The sequence below is a fragment of the Ruegeria sp. YTSC002 genome (assembly GCF_059609845.1).
The window spans coordinates 259726-277020 of sequence record NZ_JBXWML010000002.1 but is presented as its reverse complement, the minus strand read 5'-3'; the positions used below and the strand labels follow the sequence as shown (position 1 = coordinate 277020).

Genomic DNA, 17295 nt, shown 5'->3' with positions numbered 1-17295 from the left:
CCTTGCCGGGCCTCTTTCGGATTATTCGCCCAGAATCTCTTCGATCTTGGCGAAAGAGGCTTTGTCCTGCTCGATCTGAGCTTTGGACGCGTCCGGGTCCTGCCAGTAGATCAGGGCGCCGGTTTCCTCAGCCAGCTTCTTGGCTTTGTCCGAGGACAACGCTTTCTGCGCGGCAGCCGTGATCTTTTCACGCGCGTCGGCGGGCGTGTCCTTGTGCACAAACAGCCCGTTCCAAAGGGCCAATGGCAGATCCGGATTGAGCTCCACGATCGTCGGCGTATCCGGAACCAGTGAAATCCGCTCGCCGCCGATGCTGGCAAGGACGTTCACCTGATCAAGGCAGGGAAGGATAAGCTGTAGCGTCGTATTGATGACATCCACGTCGCCTGAGGCCAGCGTGTTGCAATCCAGTGCGTCGAAGGCCGCTTCGCTGGCAAAGTCGAACCCGCTGCTGACCGCAGCTGCAAAGGTGACCTGTGTGGGGGGCAGAACCGATCCGAAATGGCCAAGCGCAACGTCGTTTTCCTTGCCGTGTTCGGCCAGTTCTTCCCAGCTTGAAAACGGCGCGTCTTTGCTGGCTGCGATGACGAAGGGATAAGTCAGGAAGATGCCAATTGGATCAAAAGGATTCGGGTTGAGTTCGGGAATTCCGATCTCAGGGCCGATGACAGGTACGCCGATGACGAATGAGCCGATGGTGTAGCCATCCGCAGGGGCGGTTGCCACCTCGACCGCGCCGGGAAATGGGCCGCCTCCGCCGCCGGGTTTGTTCACGACAGCGGCAGGCACACCGTACATGGCCTGGAATTCGTCGGCGATCATCCGGGTAAGGACATCTTCCAGATCACCCGGAGGCCAGGGGACGACAAAACTTACCGGCTTTTCAGGGTATTCAGCCAGTGCGGCAGTGGCCGAAGCCGCAAAAGCGGCGGCTGTTAGAAATTTCTTCATTGACACCTCCCGTTAGTGGTTCAATAATTGAACCGCGTTAACAATAATAATGTTGCTTTGTTAAGTTAGTTCTGTCAAGTATTACCTGAGCAAGAGGACCACACGCACATGGGTACAGCCCTTAACGCCCTAAAAATGCTGGACTACTTTTCCAATGCCCGCCCTGAGATCGGGCTGAGTCACCTGGCGCGGTTGTCCGGGCTGAACAAAGCAACGGCGTTGCGGCACCTGCGCGCGCTTGAGGAGTTCGGGTTGATCGAACAGAACCCGATGACGAAATCCTATGCGATCGGGCCGGCGGCTTTGCGTTTGGCCGCGCTGCGAGAGATCGCCAGACCCGGCATTGAGGACGCGCGTCAAAAAATGCAGGCCGCTATGCAGGTGGTCGGTGAATCCCTGCATCTGTCTTTGCTGGAGAAAACGGGGTTGCAGACGGCGCTTGTGGTGGAAACAACGCAGCACAGTGTTCGTGTCAGTCTTGATCCCAGCGAGATGCTTCCGCTCAATGCGACGGCTTCCGGTCTGTGCATGCTCAGTTTCGGGCCGGCTCACCTTTTGGAGCAGTTGGATCAGGACGTGCAGGCACGGTTTACACAAGCCACGCTTACTGATCCGAAGCTCATCAAGGAACGGGTCGCAAAGATCAGAGTTTCAGGCTGGGCCGACAGCCGTGGCAGTTACGAAGATGGCGTTTTTGGATATGCCGCGCCGATCTTCGGCATCGATCAAATCGCGTTGGGAACCATCGCGATAGCTGTCCCGGAAACCCGAGCAACCAGCGACCGCCTTCCGGCAATACTGTCAACTTTGCATTCACTTTCGGCTGATCTGACTGCCGGGTTTGGCGGCCAGTTGCCCGACTCCTTTCCAACCGGATTCCACCCGTGACCCGGGGTGGATTCAACATTCGGAGACCCGCGACATGAAAGACTCCAACTTTCTGAAGGAAAACAACGCCCGGTTCTTCTGGCACCCGATGGCGCATCCCGCCGACAGCCGGAAGAACCCGCCGACCATTCTCAGCGGTGGCGAGGGGGTCAACATCACTGATGTCGATGGTCACACGGCGCTGGACGCCGTAGGGGGGTTGTGGAACGTCAATCTGGGCTATTCCTGTGAACCGGTGAAACAGGCCATAGCGGATCAACTGAATGCGCTGCCCTATTACTCGACCTTTCGCGGCACCAGCAACGACAAGGCGATCGAGCTGTCCTATGAGCTGGCCCAGTTCTTCGAGGCCGACGGGCTGACCCGTTCATTCTTTACGTCGGGGGGGTCGGATTCGGTCGAAATAGCGCTGAAACTTGCGCGTCAATATCACAAGGTCCGGGGTGAAGCAGGGCGCACCAAGTTCATCAGCCTGAAGCAGGGTTATCACGGCACCCATTTTGCTGCCGCCTCGGTCAACGGCAACCAGAAATTCCGCGCAGTGTATGAGCCGATGATGCCCGGCTGTTTCCACGTGCCCGCACCGTGGACCTATCGCAACCCGTTTGACGAAACCGACCCCGAGCGTCTGGCGCAGCTTTGCGTCAAGGCGCTTGAGGCCGAGATCGCGTTTCAGGGTGCAAACACTGTGGCGGCCTTCATCATGGAGCCGGTGCTGGGGGCCGGGGGTGTGATCCCGCCACACAAGAGCTTCATGCCCATGGTGCGCGAGGTCTGTTCCAGGCACGGCATCCTGCTGATCTCGGACGAGATCATCACCGCTTTTGGTCGCACCGGCAGCGAGAGCGGTGCGCGGCACTGGGGCGTCCAGCCGGATATCATGACGACGGCCAAGGCGATCACCAACGGGTATTTCCCTTTTGGCGCGGCCATGATTTCCGGTGCGGTCGCAGAGGTTTTTGAAAGTGACACCACGGGTCTGGCATCCGTCGATCAGGGGTATACCTATTCCGGCCATCCGGTCGGGGCGGCCGCAGCTTTGGCCGCCCTGTCCGAGATCAACCGCCTGCGGATCTGGGAAAATGCTGCCGCGCGCGGGGACGAGTTGTTTGCCGGCTTGCAAAAGCTGGCCGACAAGCATGACGCGATCGGGGACGTGCGGGGCGGCGAGGGGCTGATGTGTGCATTGGAACTGGTTTCGGACCGGGCGACCAAGGCGCCTGTCGCAAAACACCTGCCGCTTCAGGTTCAGAAAGTCGCATACGAAGATGGCGTGATGGTGCGTGTGTCTGGCAACAACATCATTCTGTCGCCGCCGCTGATCGTCACTTCGGAAGATGTGGCAAAAATTCTGTCGGCGCTGGATACCGGTCTTGCCACTTTGTAGGCGGTCAACCGACCCCGTCGGAACCTGGCGGGGTCAGATTTTGATGGCTTGCAGCTCCTCGAGCAGATCCAGCAGCTGATCCAGCTTCTCCTTGCCCATCTGCGCTTCGATATTGCTGGAGATCGCAAGTGAAGTGGCCAGGTTTTCCCTGAGGATGGTGCGGCCTGCTTCGGTGATCTTGACCATGGTGCGGCGTTTGTCGTCGCTGTCCTGACGGCGGGTGATCTGGCCGTCGGCCTCCATCGTGCGCAAAATGCGGGTCACGCTGGGCAGCAGCAAGCACGCCTCGTGCGCGATGGTGCTTTGCTCCACTTCGCCCAACTCGTCCAGAACGCGCAGGATGCGCCATTTCTGCTCGGTCAGTTGGATGCCTTGCAGCATATCCCGGATCGGAGCCATGACGGTTTCACGGGCACGCAGCAACGCGATCGGAAGGGACCGGGCCGTACTTTTGGAATGGCTTTGAGTGTTCATGCGGCCTTCTAGAACGCCGTTCCGTGAATTGCAAAGATTAACAAAGCAATCTCTTGACAGGGGGTGCATTAAAAACTAAACATGTTAACTAATAAAGGAGAGACCATGCCTCACTTCCACGTCGAATATTCCGGCAATCTTGAAGACAGGATCGACATGGATGGCCTGTGCGAGTGCATTCGGTCAACGGCGGCTGGAATCGAGACCTTTCCCATGCCCGGTATTCGTGTGCGCGCGACACGGGTCGATCATTACGCCATAGCGGACGGCAACCCGGCGCATGGGTTCATTGATATCTCGATCCGCCTGCGGGCAGGCCGATCCGCGGATGTCAAACAAGACGCCACCCAGCGCATATTCGAGGCGGTCAAAGCATATCTGGCGCCGGTTTTTTCACGGCATTCCATCGCGCTCTCGCTTGAGATGCGTGACATCGACCCCAAGCTGTCGCCCAAGGCCGGTACGATCCGCGACCACCTGTCGGCGACCACGCAGGAGACCTGACGCATGAGCGCACTGGACACAAACATCGAAAAGCTGAACGGCTTTCTGGACCGGTTCCGGGAAACGGGCATCCGCAACCGTATCGCGGGAGAAGACCGGGACGGATCTGCCGGGGTGTTTCAGTCGGTCTCGCCCGTCGATAAATCCGTGATCTGTGATGTTGCCCATGGCACGGCAGTTGACATCGACGCGGCGGCCCAGGCCGCCGACGCAGCCTTTGCCGAATGGCGAGACATGCCCGCCACCCAACGCCGTCGCATCTTGTTGAATGTGGCTGATGCCATAGAAGCGCGCGCCGAGGAAATAGCGCTGTGCGAGTGCTGGGACACGGGGCAGACCCTGCGTTTCATGTCAAAGGCAGCTTTGCGCGGGGCAGAGAACTTCCGGTATTTCGCGGATCAGGTGATAAAGGCGCGGGATGGGCAGCACCTGAAGTCTCCGACGCTGATGAATGTGACGACCCGTGTGCCGATTGGCCCGGTCGGCGTGATCACCCCATGGAACACGCCGTTCATGCTGTCGACCTGGAAGATCGCGCCGGCCCTGGCTGCGGGTTGCACGGTGGTTCACAAACCCGCCGAGGATTCCCCTCTGACGGCCCGCCTTCTGGTGGAAATCGCCGAACAGGCAGGGCTGCCCAAAGGTGTGCTGAACACGGTCAACGGATTTGGCCCCGACGCTGGCAAGGCTTTGTGCGAACATGCGCTGATCAAGGCCATTGCCTTTGTGGGCGAAAGCCGTACCGGCAGTCTGATCGTCAAGCAAGGCGCAGATACCCACAAGCGCAACCATCTGGAACTGGGTGGAAAAAACCCGGTTATCGTGTTTGACGATGCGGATCTGGACCGTGCTTTGGATGCCGTGATCTTCATGATCTATTCGATCAATGGCGAGCGCTGCACCTCGTCTTCGCGGCTTTTGGTGCAGGACACGATCAAGGAAGACTTCGAAGCCAGACTGATTGAACGCGTCAACAGCATCAAGGTAGGTCACCCCTTGGACCCCGAGACCGAGATCGGGCCGTTGGTGACCGAAGAACACTACAACAAGGTCACGAGCTATTTCGACATCGCCAAGGAAGATGGCGCAACTGTCGCCGCTGGCGGCGTCAAGGTGGGGGATGTGGGCTATTTCGTCCGGCCGACCCTGTTCACCAATGCCACCAACCAGATGCGCATCGCCCGGGAAGAGATATTTGGCCCTGTCCTGACCTCGATCCCGTTCTCGACCGAGGATGAGGCGCTGGAGATCGCCAACGACACGCCCTATGGCCTGACCGGTTATGTCTGGACCAATGATCTGACCCGCGCGCTTCGGTTTACAGACAGGCTGGAGGCTGGAATGATCTGGGTGAATTCCGAGAACGTGCGTCACTTGCCAACGCCGTTCGGTGGGGTCAAGGCGTCCGGCATCGGCCGGGATGGCGGCGACTGGAGCTTTGAATTCTATATGGAACAGAAACACATCGGCTTTGCCACCGGTCAGCACAAGATCATGCAGTTGGGTAAGTAGATCCCATAGGCCGACCCCGGCTGGGGCAAGCCCATTTCACGAGGAGGAATTGCCATGGGAAAGATAGTACAGGCCGCAAAGATTACGCATGTGCCCAGCATCTGGATGTCCCACACGATGCCAAAATACAAGGGCATCCGGCAATCCGCCATTGATGGGTACGGGCGCCTGCGTCAGGACGCGATTGACCGCGGGGTCGAGACGTTCATCGTGTTCGACACCCATTGGATCACCAATCAAGGGTTTCACCTGAACACGAAGGAACATCACAAGGGCCGGTTCATAAGTCACGAACTGCCGCATATGTTGGCGGATATGGAATTCGACTATCGCGGCGATCATGAACTTGGGGAAACCATCCTTGACGTTCTGCGCGAACGGGGAGAGCGGGCGCTGGGCCATTCGCACCCCGACATGGGCATGGAATACGGCACCCTGCTGCCGATGCATTTCATCAACGACGGTGTGAATGCCCGGGTATTGCCGGTGGCAGTCAATCAATTCTCGTCGATTGCGGAAAACCGGGCCTGGGGTGAGGCCATTGCCGAAGGCATCAGACGTTCGGACCGCAATGTATCCATTCTGGCGTCCGGCTCGCTCAGCCACGACTTCACACCGAATGAACGCTCGGTCGACGGGCTGAACGCCGTGAACGGCGAGTTCAACCGCCAGATGGACATGCGCGTTCTGGAGCTGTGGCAGCAGGGCCGATTTGAAGAGTTTCTTGAGATGCTGCCGGACTATGCAAAGAAATGCACCGGTGAATGCGCCATGAATGACACTGCCTTGCTGTTTGGTGCATTGGGTTGGGGAAGTTACAAGGGCGAGATTGACATCTATACCCCGTATTTCGGCAGCTCTGGCACCGGTCAGGCAAATGTCAGCTTTTCGGTGTGAAGCACGCAACGGAACAAAAGGATTTGGCGGTGATCCCGTCACAAAGGAAAATCAGTAGATGAACTGGGACACTTTTTCGTATTGGGGTCAGCACATCTCGAAATGGGCGGCGGATTATCACAAGACACTTGCTGAACGTCCCGTGCGGGCGCAGACCGCGCCGGGGGAAATCGCGGCCCAGCTTGTGCCGGTGGCACCCGAGACAGGCGAGCCGATGGACGCCATCATGGCCGATTTCGAACGGATCGTGATGCCGGGCATCACCCATTGGCAGCATCCACGCTTTTTCGCCTATTTCCCGGCCAATGCCGCGCCCCCGTCCATGTTGGCCGAGATGCTTGTGACGACAATCGCGGCCCAATGCATGTTGTGGCAGACCTCGCCTGCCGCGACCGAGGTCGAGGGCGTCATGGTCGACTGGCTGCGGCAGGCTCTTGGATTGCCCGAGGGCATGACCGGCGTCATTCAGGACAGCGCCTCTTCAGCGACTTTATCAGCGGTGCTGACCATGCGGGAACGGGCCACCGGCTTTACCGGCAACCGTGAAGGCCTGAACGCCAAGGGGGCATTGCGGATCTATTGTTCGGACCAGGTGCATTCGTCGATCGACCGGGCCTGCTGGGTTGCCGGGATCGGTCAGGACAATCTGGTCAAGTTGCCCACGCAGGGGCCGAATTTCGGGATTGTTCCCTCGGCGCTTGAGGCCGCCATTCAGAATGACATTGCCGCCGGGCATATTCCGGCCGGGATCGTTGCCATTACCGGCGGCACAGGAGTGGGGGCCTGCGACGACCTTATGGCCGTGGCTGACATTGCGCAAAAACACGACCTCTACACCCATCTCGACGCCGCCTGGGCAGGATCGGCCATGATCTGCCCGGAATTTCGCAAGGCTTTGTGGCAGGGGGCCGGTCGCTATGACAGCATTGTTTTCAACCCGCATAAATGGATGGGCGCGCAATTCGATTGTGCCATCCAGTTCTTGCGAGACGCCACGCCCCAGCTCGATACGCTGAAAATCGAACCGGAATACCTCAAGACGACCGGAGCGGAAGTGACGAATTACTCTGAGTGGACCATCCCTCTGGGCCGCAGGTTCCGGGCGTTGAAAATCTGGTTCCTGTTGCGTTCCTACGGGTTGGAGGGATTGCGCGAACGGATCCGCAACCATGTGGCATGGGCCGGCGAACTGGCGGAAAAGATTGGTGCGATCGAGGGGTTCGAGATCACAACCGGCCCGATCCTCAGCCTGTTTTCCTTCCGCTGTCCCGGGGACGATGCACAGCAGCAGCGTCTGGTGGACGCGCTGAATGACGATGGCCGGATTTACCTGACGCAGGGCATGTTCGACGGCCGCAAGATTATCCGCTTTCAGGTCGGGCAGTTCGATACCACCCGCGACGACGTGTTGATGGCTGCGGACGTGATCCGGGACGTGTGGGAGGCCATGAAATGAAGTTTGCAACTTTCGTTTCGGACGAAGAACGTTTCTTCGGGGCAATCACCGACGGTGGTGCAATTGCTTTGAATCCGGAATTCCCCGAACACGCCAGCCTCTACGAGGTGATCGCGGCCGGTGCATTTGATCAACTGGCGGAAGCCGCCGAGGGCAAACCGGTCACCCATTCCGAGTTTACCTATGACATGGTGATGCCGGATGCCCGACGTATCCTTTGTGTCGGGGTGAACTTTCCCGACCGGAACGCGGAATACAAGGATGGCAGCGCGCAGCCGAAATACATGTCTCTGTTCCCGCGTTTCGCCAGTGGATTTACCGGCCATGACCGGCCTTTGATCCGCCCGCCGGAAAACCACACGCTGGATTACGAAGGCGAAGTGGCCATCGTGATTGGCAAGGCTGGCCGCCGCATTCCGCAGCAGGACGCGTATGATCACATCGCCGCGCTGACGCTGTGCAATGAAGGAACCATTCGCGACTGGGTTCGGCACGCCAAGTTCAATGTCACCCAAGGCAAGAACTGGGACCGCTCTGGGGCCATCGGCCCGTGGCTGGTTCCCTTCACGGATGCGGCCCAGTTGGATGACGCTCGTATTCAGACACATGTGAATGGCGAGCTGCGGCAGGATGATACGCTGAACCGCATGATGTTCCCGATCCGGCGCGAGATTGAATATATCTCGACTTTCATGACGCTTCAGCCCGGCGATATCATTGTGACCGGTACACCGACCGGGGCGGGCGCGCGGTTCGATCCGCCAAAGTACCTGGTGCCGGGCGACGTGGTCGAAGTTTCCGTCGAAGGTATCGGGACCCTGCGCAATACCATCGAGGACGAGCAAGCATGACGCCCGAAGATCACGCGCGCGCCGCTGCGGATCTGTTGCAGGCTGAAAGCTCTCGCGAACAGATCGGATTGCTGACCCTGCGCCATCCCGAGATGGGCATGGATGATGCCTATGAAGTACAGAACGCCATCTGTCGCCAGAAACTGGCCGAAGGGCGCAAGGTGATTGGGTGGAAGATCGGACTGACTTCGAAGGCCATGCAATACGCGTTGAACATCGACATTCCCGACAGTGGAATTCTGTTCGACGACATGATGTTTGAACACGGAGCCACCGTTCCGGCCGGGCGATTCATCCAGCCCCGGATCGAGGCCGAAATTGCCTTTGTCATGAAGTCTGCCATTGGCGGGGAAAACGTGTCCCGCGAAGATATCATCGCGGCGACGGAATGCGTCGCGCCGTCCATCGAGATTCTGGATACCCGGATTGAACGCGTGGATCCCGAAACCGGCAAGGCCCGCACGGTCTTTGACACGATCAGTGACAATGCCGCCAATGCCGGTATCGTTTTGGGCAACGACCGCCACAGGGTGGATGCCTTTGATCTGCGCTGGGTCGGGGCACTCACCTTCCGCAATGGCGAGATCGAGGAAACCGGTCTGGGCGCGGGGGTGCTGAACGATCCGGTCGAAAGCGTCGTCTGGCTGGCGCGTCGCATGGCGCAATACGGCCAGAGCATCGAACCCGGACAGGTCATTCTATCCGGCAGCTTTATCCGCCCGGTCGAATGCCCCTCGGGAACGGAAATCCAAGCGGATTTCGGGCCGTTCGGCTCGGTCGATATCAGTTTCGCCTGAAAGGAACGCCAATGCCCGCGCCAAGCAATACGTTCAAGGCCGCGCTGAAGTCGGGAACCCCTTTGATCGGGTGCTGGGTCGGCTTGGCCAATGCCTACACCGCCGAGATCGCCGCAACGGCGCAGTTTGACTGGCTGCTGGTCGACGGAGAGCATGCACCAAACGATCTGCGCTCGATCCTCGAGCAGGTGAGGGTGATTGAAGGATCTGGCAGTACCCCCGTCGCACGCCTGCCGATTGGCGAAACCTGGATGATCAAGCAATATCTCGATGCCGGTGTGCAGAACATACTGGTGCCGATGGTGGAAAGCGGCGATCAGGCGCGCGAACTGGTGCGGGCCGTGCAGTATCCGCCTCGTGGCGTTCGGGGCGTAGATTCCGCTTTGGCGCGGGCCTCGCGTTTTGCGGCTATCCCGGATTATCTGAAAACGGCGGACGAGCAGATCTGTCTTTTGGTGCAGGTCGAAAACAGGCTTGGGCTGGAGGCGCTGGACGACATACTGGCGACCGAAGTCGATGGGGTTTTCGTCGGCCCGTCGGATTTGGCCGCAGATATGGGCCATATCGGCGATGCCGGGCATCCGGACGTGATCGAGGCCGTGCTTGATGCGATCCAGCGCATCGTTGCGGCAGGCAAGCCGGCAGGGATACTGTCGCTGGACCCGGTCATGCAGCGAAAATGCCTGGATCTGGGGGCAACATTCGTGGCCACGGACATCGATGTGACCCTGTTCGCCAAGGCAATCCGGGCCGCTGCCGCTGATGGGCTCAGCCTGCTGCCCGATCAGGTGGCTTCGGGAAACGCGCAGACAGGCGCGGCATCGAAATACCTGCAACAGCTTTGCAAACACTGGTCCCACAAGGCGCAGGTAACATTCGATGACACGCGGGGCAGCGTGAGCTTTCCGGACGGGAACCGCGTCACCCTTTCGGCAAGCGACACCAGCCTGACCGTAACCGCCGCCACCCGGGCGCGCGGTGATCTGGCCCGATGGCAACAGGTCATCGAGGCTCATCTGGCGCGTTTTGCGTTTCGGGAAGAGTTCCGCATTGATTGGTCAGGATGAGGAAAACGCGTTGCGGCCCTGAAGATGGCTCTGTGGCAGCGGGACAAAGGCAGGCATACCTGCGTTGGATTTCGAACGGTTTTGCCCGAAAGGCCTCAGCTAGAGCTTGTGGATACCATGGACGGTCAGAGTGCTGACCAGATCAGCATAGTCTTCGCGGGCCCTGGGCCCTGCTCCGCTGTTCCACATGTAATACCAGTTCAGCATCCCAAAAACTGACATCGTGGCGCCGCGCAGCTTGTCCTTGTCATCGTTGAAGGCTGTCGGGGCCAGCTCTTTCAGGATGTCGCGCACAAAATTCACCAATTCCAGCTGATACCCGCGCAGAAGTCTCTGCTGTTCCTCGGTCAATGCGCTCATGCCGCTGATCTGCACCCGGTGTTCGTCATCTGCGCCTTGGTAGGCAAACAGGATTTCGCGTACCGCTTTCCGCAGCTTCTGTTCAGACGTGAGACCGTTCAGATCCACATTGCAGATACGGTCGCGCAGCTCGCGCAGGTAGGTTTCAAGGATGTCATACAAGATGGCATCCTTGCTGTCGTAATAGTGGTAGATGTTTGCCTTGGAAATCCCGCACTCTTTTGCCAACAGGGTCATCGAGGCGCGATCGAACCCTTGGTCGGCGAACACTTTGGCTGCCGTCTTCAGGATCTGCTTCCGCTTCTGGTCGTGATCTTTGGCGATTGTACGGGCCACGGTTTATTCCTTATCGCGATTGTCGACGACGCGCTTCGCCTTGCCCTGAGAGCGTTCGACGTCGCCGGGGTCACCTACAACAATTTCCGTTGAGACGCCAACGACGTCCTTGATCCGCTTGGTCAGCATCCGTGCCGCGGCTGTCTTGGACAGTTCGTCGGTGGAATCCGGGGACGATTCAACAAAAACCCGCATGGCGTCCATGCGGCCGGATTTGTACAGCTCGATCTGATAATAAGGGGCAAGGCCCCCCGTCGCCATGACCTGTTCTTCGATCTGGCTGGGAAAGACGTTGACGCCGCGCAGGATCATCATGTCGTCGCTGCGACCGGTGATCTTGGCCATCCGGCGCATGGACCGTGCAGTCCCCGGCAGCAGGCAGGTCAGGTCGCGGGTGCGATAGCGGATCATCGGCAACCCTTCCTTGGTCAGGGTCGTGAACACCAACTCGCCGGTTTCGCCATCGGGCAGGACCTCTCCGGTTGCGGGATCAATGATTTCAGGCAGGAAGTGATCTTCCCAGATCACCGGGCCGTCCTTTGTTTCAACGCATTCATTGGCCACCCCGGGCCCCATGATTTCGGACAGGCCGTAGATGTCGACCGCGTGCATATCAAACGCTTCTTCGACTTCGGCGCGCATGGCGTCAGTCCAGGGCTCAGCGCCGAACACGCCAACCTTCAGCGAGCTTTCACGCGGGTCGAGCCCGGCCTTGTGGAACTGTTCAAGGATATTGAGCATATAGGACGGCGTCACCATGATCCCGTCGGGCCGGAAGTCGTTGATCAGGTTGACTTGCTTTTCGGTCTGCCCGCCGGACATGGGGACGACGGTCGCGCCAAGCCGCTCGATCCCGTAATGTGCGCCAAGACCGCCGGTGAACAACCCGTAACCATAGGCATTGTGCACCATGTCTCCCTTGCGCAACCCCGATGCGCGCAGGGACCTTGCGCCCAGATCCGCCCAATTGTCGATGTCGTTTTTCGTATAGCCCACCACCGTCGGCTTGCCCGTCGTACCGGACGAGGCGTGCAGACGAATGATCTGGCTGCGTGGAACGGCGAACAGGCCGAACGGATAGTTGTCACGCAGATCATTTTTGTACGTGAACGGAAACTTCGCCAGATCCGAGAGCTGCTGAAGATCGTCAGGATGCACACCGGATTCGTCGAACCGTTGCTTGTACATCGGCACGTTCTCATAGGCGTGGCGAACGGACCATTTGAGCCGTTCAAGCTGCGTCGCACGGATTTCGTCGATCGAGGCGATCTCGATCGGGTCCAGATCCGCTTTGTTTGGGGAAAGATCTTCCATCGCGTCACTCCTCCAGTCGCGAAGCTATTCCTGAAAATTCTGCCCGCCGACCGCGCGGGACATTCCGCGAAACTCGGCGATCAGGGTGTTGTCTTGATTGGTGACGCGGACGTCATAGATGCCACTGCGGCCGGTGACGGCAACCTCTGTCGCGGTTGCGGTCAGAAGGTCCCCCTTTTTTCCGGGCGCGAGATAGCTCATCATCGTATGCTGGCCGACGGTTGCCACGTTGCGACTGTTGCAGGCGAAGGCAAAGGCGCTGTCGGCCAGGGCATGAGTGACGCCCCCGTGGCAAATGCCGTGCCCGTTGCAGTGATGGTCCCCGACTGTCAGGGTCAGGACTGCACGGCCTTCGTCGACGTCGACCAGATCCATCCCGAACCATTTGCTGGCTTGGTCATTCGCCCACATCGCTTCAGCGGATCTCGTGGCACGTTCCTTGGGTGTCATCATCAGCGTCCCTGGAAATTCGGTGCCCGCTTTTCAAGAAAACTGGATACGCCTTCGGCGTAATCCGCGCTTTCCCCGCAGGTCTTCATTGCGTCCGCTTCGATCTCGAGCTGATCCGAGAGGGACGTGGTGGCAGCAGTTTGAATGCACTGTTTGGTCAGCCCGAGCCCGAGGGTGGGGCCGTTTGCCAATTGCGCGGCAAGAGCGCGCGCTTCGGTCATCAATTGATCGTCGGCCACTGCCTTCCAGATCAGCCCCCAATCTTCGGCTTGTTTGGCCGGAAGGGGTTGGGCTGTCAGGGCCAGCCCCTTGGCGCGCGCCTCGCCCAACAGGCGCGGCAAGTGCCAGCTGCCGCCCGTGTCGGGAATCAGGCCCACCTTGGAAAAGCTCTGAATGAATTTCGCACGTTCCGCGGCCAGAACCATATCACAGGCCAGCGCCAGATTTGCACCTGCCCCGGCGGCTACTCCGTTCACGGCGCAGATCACCGGGATATTCATCGACCGGATCAAACGGACAAGAGGGGCATAGAATGTGCGTACCGTCTCGCTTAAATCCGGCGGGCCATCCATCTTCGACGGGTCGCGATCACCGAGGTCCTGACCGGCACAAAAGCCACGCCCGGCACCGGTCAGCAATATCGCGCGGGCCCCGTCGTCGCGCGCGGCTTTCAGCGCATTCTGTAGCGCCAGGTGCATTTCTTCATTGAACGAGTTCAGCTTGTCCGGGCGGTTCAGGGTGATTTCGACCCAGTTCCCGTTGTCTTGTACAAGAATCGTATCGCTCATGACTGTCTCATCTGGTCTCGTTTCAACTTAATCATTGCATTAACCGAACGGTTGGTCAATATATAAACCCGAACCGAATCTGAACCGATCAAAGGGATTGCAAATGTCGCAGTCGTCGCTGGTGAGCGTTGAATTTAAAGGCGACGTGGCGTGGGTCACAATTGACAACCCGCCGGTAAACGCGACGTCGACAGGTGTTCGGCAAGGGCTGTCTGACGCGGTTGATGCGGTCAAGGGCGCGCGCGTGGCGGTGTTGTGTTGTGCTGGAAAGACCTTTGTTGCGGGCGGCGACATGTCCGAATTCGATGCACCGCCGGTCGAGCCACATTTGCCTGACGTGGTTCAGAAAATCGAAGACAGCGAGGTTCCGTTCATAGCCTGCATGCATGGCAACGTGCTGGGTGGCGGGTTCGAGATCGCCATGGCCTGTGCGTGGCGGATCGCAGCGCCGGGAACGGGTTTTGGCCTGCCGGAAGTCAATGTGGGCTTGATCCCCGGGGCGGGGGGCACTCAACGATTGCCGCGTCTGGTCGGGATGCAGGCTGCAATTGACATGGCCTGTTCGGGCAAAATTCTCAGGGCAGAGACACTGGCTGAGCTTGGCGGTATCGACCTTGTCGCCGAAGACCCCAAGGCTGCTGTTCTGGACTTGGTAGCGGATCTGCCCGAACGCCCAATACCTGTCAGCCAGCGTGCTGTGGCGGAATTTGCGCCGGATCTGTTGGAGGCGAGCCGCCAGGCTTTGAAGAAACGCGCCAGGGGGCAGAAATCGCCGCTGGAAAACCTGACGGCGCTTGGTTGGTCGGTTGAGCCATTTGCCACCGCACAACCGAAAGAGCGCGCGCGCCATCTGGAGTTGCGCCAAAGCCCGGAAAGCCGCGCTTTGCGTTACGCGTTTTTTGCTGAACGTACCGTGTCCAAACCTTCGTTGATCAAAGGTGTGGCCGCCCGTGACATAACACGGATCGCCGTTGTCGGAGGTGGGTTGATGGGGGCAGGGATCGCAACTGCGGCCCTGAACGGCGGGCTGTCCGTGACGTTGATCGAGCGAGACGCTGACGCCGCGGCCGCAGCGCACACTCGGGTCGAGGGTCTGCTGCAAAGCGCGGTCAAGAGAGGCAGGATGTCCGAGGCGCAGCTTCGGGATCGCCTTGCTGCGTTTCGTGCGGTGAACAGCTATGCAGACGCTGCGGATGCCGAACTGGCGATCGAGGCCGTCTTTGAGGATCTGTCCGTCAAGCAGCAGGTCTTTGACGAGTTGGCAAGGCATATGAGCAGCGATGCGATTTTGGCCACCAATACGTCCTATCTGGACCCGCGCGAAATTTTCGCGGACGTCGGCAATCAGGCCCGATGCATCGGCCTGCATTTCTTTAGCCCGGCCCATGTCATGAGGTTGCTCGAGGTCGTGGTAGCTCCGCAAACGTCTGCTGAAGTTGTCGCAACCGCGGTCGCGCTTGGGAAGAAGCTTCGTAAGGTTTCGGTGCTGTCGGGTATCTGCGATGGGTTCATTGGCAACCGCATGTTGGCCGCTTATCGGCGCGCGGCCGATTATCTGCTGGCAGATGGGGCGCTTCCCTATCAGGTGGACCATGCGATGCGGGCGTTCGGGATGCCCATGGGGCCTTATGAGCTTCAGGACCTGACCGGTCTTCAAATTGCCTGGGCGAACCGCAAACGCAATGCAGCAAGCCGCGACCCGAACGAACGCTATGTCACCATCGCAGACCAGCTGTGTGAGATGGAGCGTTTCGGCCAGCGTACCGGCAAAGGGTGGTATCGCTACGAAGAAGGCAGTCGCGCCCCAGTTCGGGATTCCGAAGTTGAGGCATTGATCGAAGCCTATTCTGACCAGCAGGGCATCACCCGGCGGGCTTTTTCGGACGAGGATATCTCTTCAAGACTGCTGGCGGTTCTGGCCAACGAGGGCGCTTTGATCATTGAAGAAGGGATCGCGGAAAACGCAGAAGCCGTCGATATGGTTCAAATCCATGGATACGGCTTTCCCCGCTGGAGAGGAGGTCCGATGAACTATTGCAACGAAATCGGCGTCAGCCGGTGCGCCGCAAATATGCTAACCGTAGCGAAAGAAAGCCCCGGTTCGTGGCGTGTCGCGGACCGATCCGAAAACTATTAACATGTTGATGGTTACAAAAGTGACCATTAACGCATTCTCGAGTCATGTTTCACAGGGAGGAGACAAAACCATGAAGTTCACCAAGTTGAGCACTCTTTTGGCCTCGGCCGCGCTGGCCGTTTCGGGCACAGTGGCGCTGGCGGCGGATTATACGCTGACGATTTCCAGCTGGGCACCGCCGACCCACGGCATCAACGCGAAGATGTGGCCGAAATTCGTGGAAATGGTCGAAGAAGCCACCGACGGCAAAGTCACTGCTGAACTGAAGCTGGGAATTGCCCCGCCGCCGGCGCAGATGGACCTGATCATGGATGGCGCAGCCGATGCGTCGATCATCTTTCATGGATACCAGCCCGGTCGTTTCGTCACCACCAAGATGATCGAGCTGCCTGGATATGAGGGCTCGGCCGAAGCGGCCTCGGTCGCGTATTGGCGTACATACGACAAGTATCTCAAGGCGGCGGACGAACATCGCGGTGTGAAGGTGATCGCCCTGCACACCCATGGCCCGGCGCAGCTTCACTCCAGCAGCCCCGTGACCAAGCTTGACGAGGTGTCGGGCCTCAAAGTCCGTATCCCGGGTGGTGTCGGCGGAGATGTAGGCACGGCGCTGGGCGCAACTGGAATCCAGGTGCCTGCGCCGAAAGTATACGAGACACTCGCGTCGAAAGCTGCTGATGGTGTCGTCATGCCGTTTGAATCCCGCAAGGGTTTCAAGCTGACCGAAGTTGCGCAAAACGTGTATGAAGTTCCGGGTGGCCTGTATCGCGGATCATTTGCGTTCATCATGAACGAAGACACGTTTGCGGATCTTCCCGCCGATGTGCAGGCCGCTTTGGAAGAAAAGGTGTTCGGTGAACCGCTGAGCCGCGAAATCGGTAAAATCTGGGATGAGATCGACGCGATCGGCCGTGAGGCGACCGAACAGACCGAAGGCAACGCGATCAATGCAGCCTCTGCTGAAGATCTGGAAAAGTTCAATGCGATCGCTGCCGATGTGCGCACCAAGGTCATCGAAGAGGTCAATGGCACCGGTGTCGATGCGCAGGCCGCTTATGACATGATCGTAAACGAAATGGCTGCTCAGTAACGCAGCCCGGCTGGCGGGGTTGAACCGCCAGCCATC

Annotated in this window: 17 protein-coding genes; 11 read left to right on the top strand and 6 right to left on the bottom strand. The window is 59.0% G+C overall.

Translation table 11 applies throughout. The features are described 5' to 3' along the window. Positions 1-21 precede the first annotated feature (21 nt). Entirely contained in the window at positions 22-951 is a 930-nt protein-coding gene (locus tag AC2FFD_RS06460; RefSeq protein ID WP_170345166.1) for a tripartite tricarboxylate transporter substrate binding protein, read from the bottom strand. A gap of 108 nt (positions 952-1059) precedes the next feature. On the opposite strand from AC2FFD_RS06460, the gene AC2FFD_RS06455 reads away from it, so the two are divergent. Then, entirely contained in the window at positions 1060-1839 is a 780-nt protein-coding gene (locus AC2FFD_RS06455) for an IclR family transcriptional regulator (RefSeq protein ID WP_496872557.1), read from the top strand. Positions 1840-1873: 34 nt separating this feature from the next. Then, entirely contained in the window at positions 1874-3226 is a 1353-nt protein-coding gene (locus tag AC2FFD_RS06450) for an aminotransferase class III-fold pyridoxal phosphate-dependent enzyme (protein WP_496872556.1), read from the top strand. A 33-nt stretch (positions 3227-3259) separates the two neighbouring features. Here the strand turns inward: AC2FFD_RS06450 and hpaR are convergent, their stop codons facing one another. Continuing rightward, on the bottom strand, positions 3260-3700 hold the full coding sequence (hpaR, locus tag AC2FFD_RS06445; RefSeq protein WP_496872555.1) for a homoprotocatechuate degradation operon regulator HpaR: 441 nt from the start codon (positions 3698-3700) through the stop codon (positions 3260-3262). 105 nt (positions 3701-3805) lie between these two features. Here hpaR and AC2FFD_RS06440 point away from each other — a divergent pair, with 105 nt between their 5' ends. Genes AC2FFD_RS06440 through AC2FFD_RS06410 form a run of 7 tightly spaced genes read left to right on the top strand, consistent with a single transcriptional unit; the run spans position 3806 to position 10784 of the window. Beyond that, positions 3806-4204, top strand: a complete 399-nt coding sequence (locus tag AC2FFD_RS06440) for a 5-carboxymethyl-2-hydroxymuconate Delta-isomerase (RefSeq protein WP_496872553.1) — start codon at positions 3806-3808, stop codon at positions 4202-4204. A gap of 3 nt (positions 4205-4207) precedes the next feature. After that, on the top strand, positions 4208-5716 hold the full coding sequence (hpaE, locus tag AC2FFD_RS06435; RefSeq protein WP_496872552.1) for a 5-carboxymethyl-2-hydroxymuconate semialdehyde dehydrogenase: 1509 nt from the start codon (positions 4208-4210) through the stop codon (positions 5714-5716). 54 nt (positions 5717-5770) lie between these two features. Next, complete coding sequence (gene hpaD / locus AC2FFD_RS06430; protein ID WP_170345172.1) at positions 5771-6613, top strand: 3,4-dihydroxyphenylacetate 2,3-dioxygenase; 843 nt, start codon at positions 5771-5773, stop codon at positions 6611-6613. Positions 6614-6671: 58 nt separating this feature from the next. Next, on the top strand, positions 6672-8069 hold the full coding sequence (locus tag AC2FFD_RS06425) for a pyridoxal phosphate-dependent decarboxylase family protein (RefSeq protein ID WP_496872549.1): 1398 nt from the start codon (positions 6672-6674) through the stop codon (positions 8067-8069). Then, entirely contained in the window at positions 8066-8920 is an 855-nt protein-coding gene (locus AC2FFD_RS06420; protein ID WP_480685052.1) for a fumarylacetoacetate hydrolase family protein, read from the top strand. The genes AC2FFD_RS06425 and AC2FFD_RS06420 overlap by 4 nt, the downstream gene beginning before the upstream one ends. Beyond that, positions 8917-9717: a 2-oxo-hept-4-ene-1,7-dioate hydratase gene (gene hpaH / locus AC2FFD_RS06415; RefSeq protein ID WP_496872546.1), complete on the top strand. Its 801-nt coding sequence runs from the start codon at positions 8917-8919 to the stop codon at positions 9715-9717. Before AC2FFD_RS06420 ends, hpaH begins: the two co-directional genes overlap by 4 nt. Positions 9718-9728: 11 nt before the next feature. Beyond that, positions 9729-10784: an aldolase/citrate lyase family protein gene (locus AC2FFD_RS06410; protein ID WP_496872545.1), complete on the top strand. Its 1056-nt coding sequence runs from the start codon at positions 9729-9731 to the stop codon at positions 10782-10784. 99 nt (positions 10785-10883) lie between these two features. On the opposite strand, the gene AC2FFD_RS06405 is transcribed toward AC2FFD_RS06410, so the two are convergent. From AC2FFD_RS06405 to paaG, 4 genes are read right to left on the bottom strand one after another with little or no spacing between them, the layout of a single operon-like run. After that, positions 10884-11480, bottom strand: coding sequence for a TetR/AcrR family transcriptional regulator (locus AC2FFD_RS06405; protein WP_480685049.1), 597 nt, complete (start codon positions 11478-11480; stop codon positions 10884-10886). A 3-nt stretch (positions 11481-11483) separates the two neighbouring features. Next, complete coding sequence (paaK, locus tag AC2FFD_RS06400) at positions 11484-12794, bottom strand: phenylacetate--CoA ligase PaaK (RefSeq protein WP_425079212.1); 1311 nt, start codon at positions 12792-12794, stop codon at positions 11484-11486. A 24-nt stretch (positions 12795-12818) separates the two neighbouring features. Beyond that, positions 12819-13244, bottom strand: a complete 426-nt coding sequence (paaI, locus tag AC2FFD_RS06395; protein WP_170345375.1) for a hydroxyphenylacetyl-CoA thioesterase PaaI — start codon at positions 13242-13244, stop codon at positions 12819-12821. Positions 13245-13246: 2 nt separating this feature from the next. Further along, the gene (gene paaG, locus AC2FFD_RS06390; RefSeq protein WP_496872543.1) at positions 13247-14032 is read right to left on the bottom strand and encodes a 2-(1,2-epoxy-1,2-dihydrophenyl)acetyl-CoA isomerase PaaG; all 786 of its coding nucleotides are present in this window, start codon (positions 14030-14032) and stop codon (positions 13247-13249) included. A 103-nt stretch (positions 14033-14135) separates the two neighbouring features. On the opposite strand from paaG, the gene AC2FFD_RS06385 reads away from it, so the two are divergent. Both AC2FFD_RS06385 and AC2FFD_RS06380 read left to right on the top strand, forming a co-directional pair. Then, positions 14136-16169 carry an FAD-dependent oxidoreductase gene (locus tag AC2FFD_RS06385; protein ID WP_496872542.1) on the top strand — a complete coding sequence of 678 codons (2034 nt, stop codon included), beginning with the start codon at positions 14136-14138 and terminating at the stop codon, positions 16167-16169. Positions 16170-16239: 70 nt separating this feature from the next. Beyond that, positions 16240-17259: a TRAP transporter substrate-binding protein gene (locus AC2FFD_RS06380; RefSeq protein ID WP_480685044.1), complete on the top strand. Its 1020-nt coding sequence runs from the start codon at positions 16240-16242 to the stop codon at positions 17257-17259. The last annotated feature ends 36 nt before the right edge of the window (positions 17260-17295 follow it).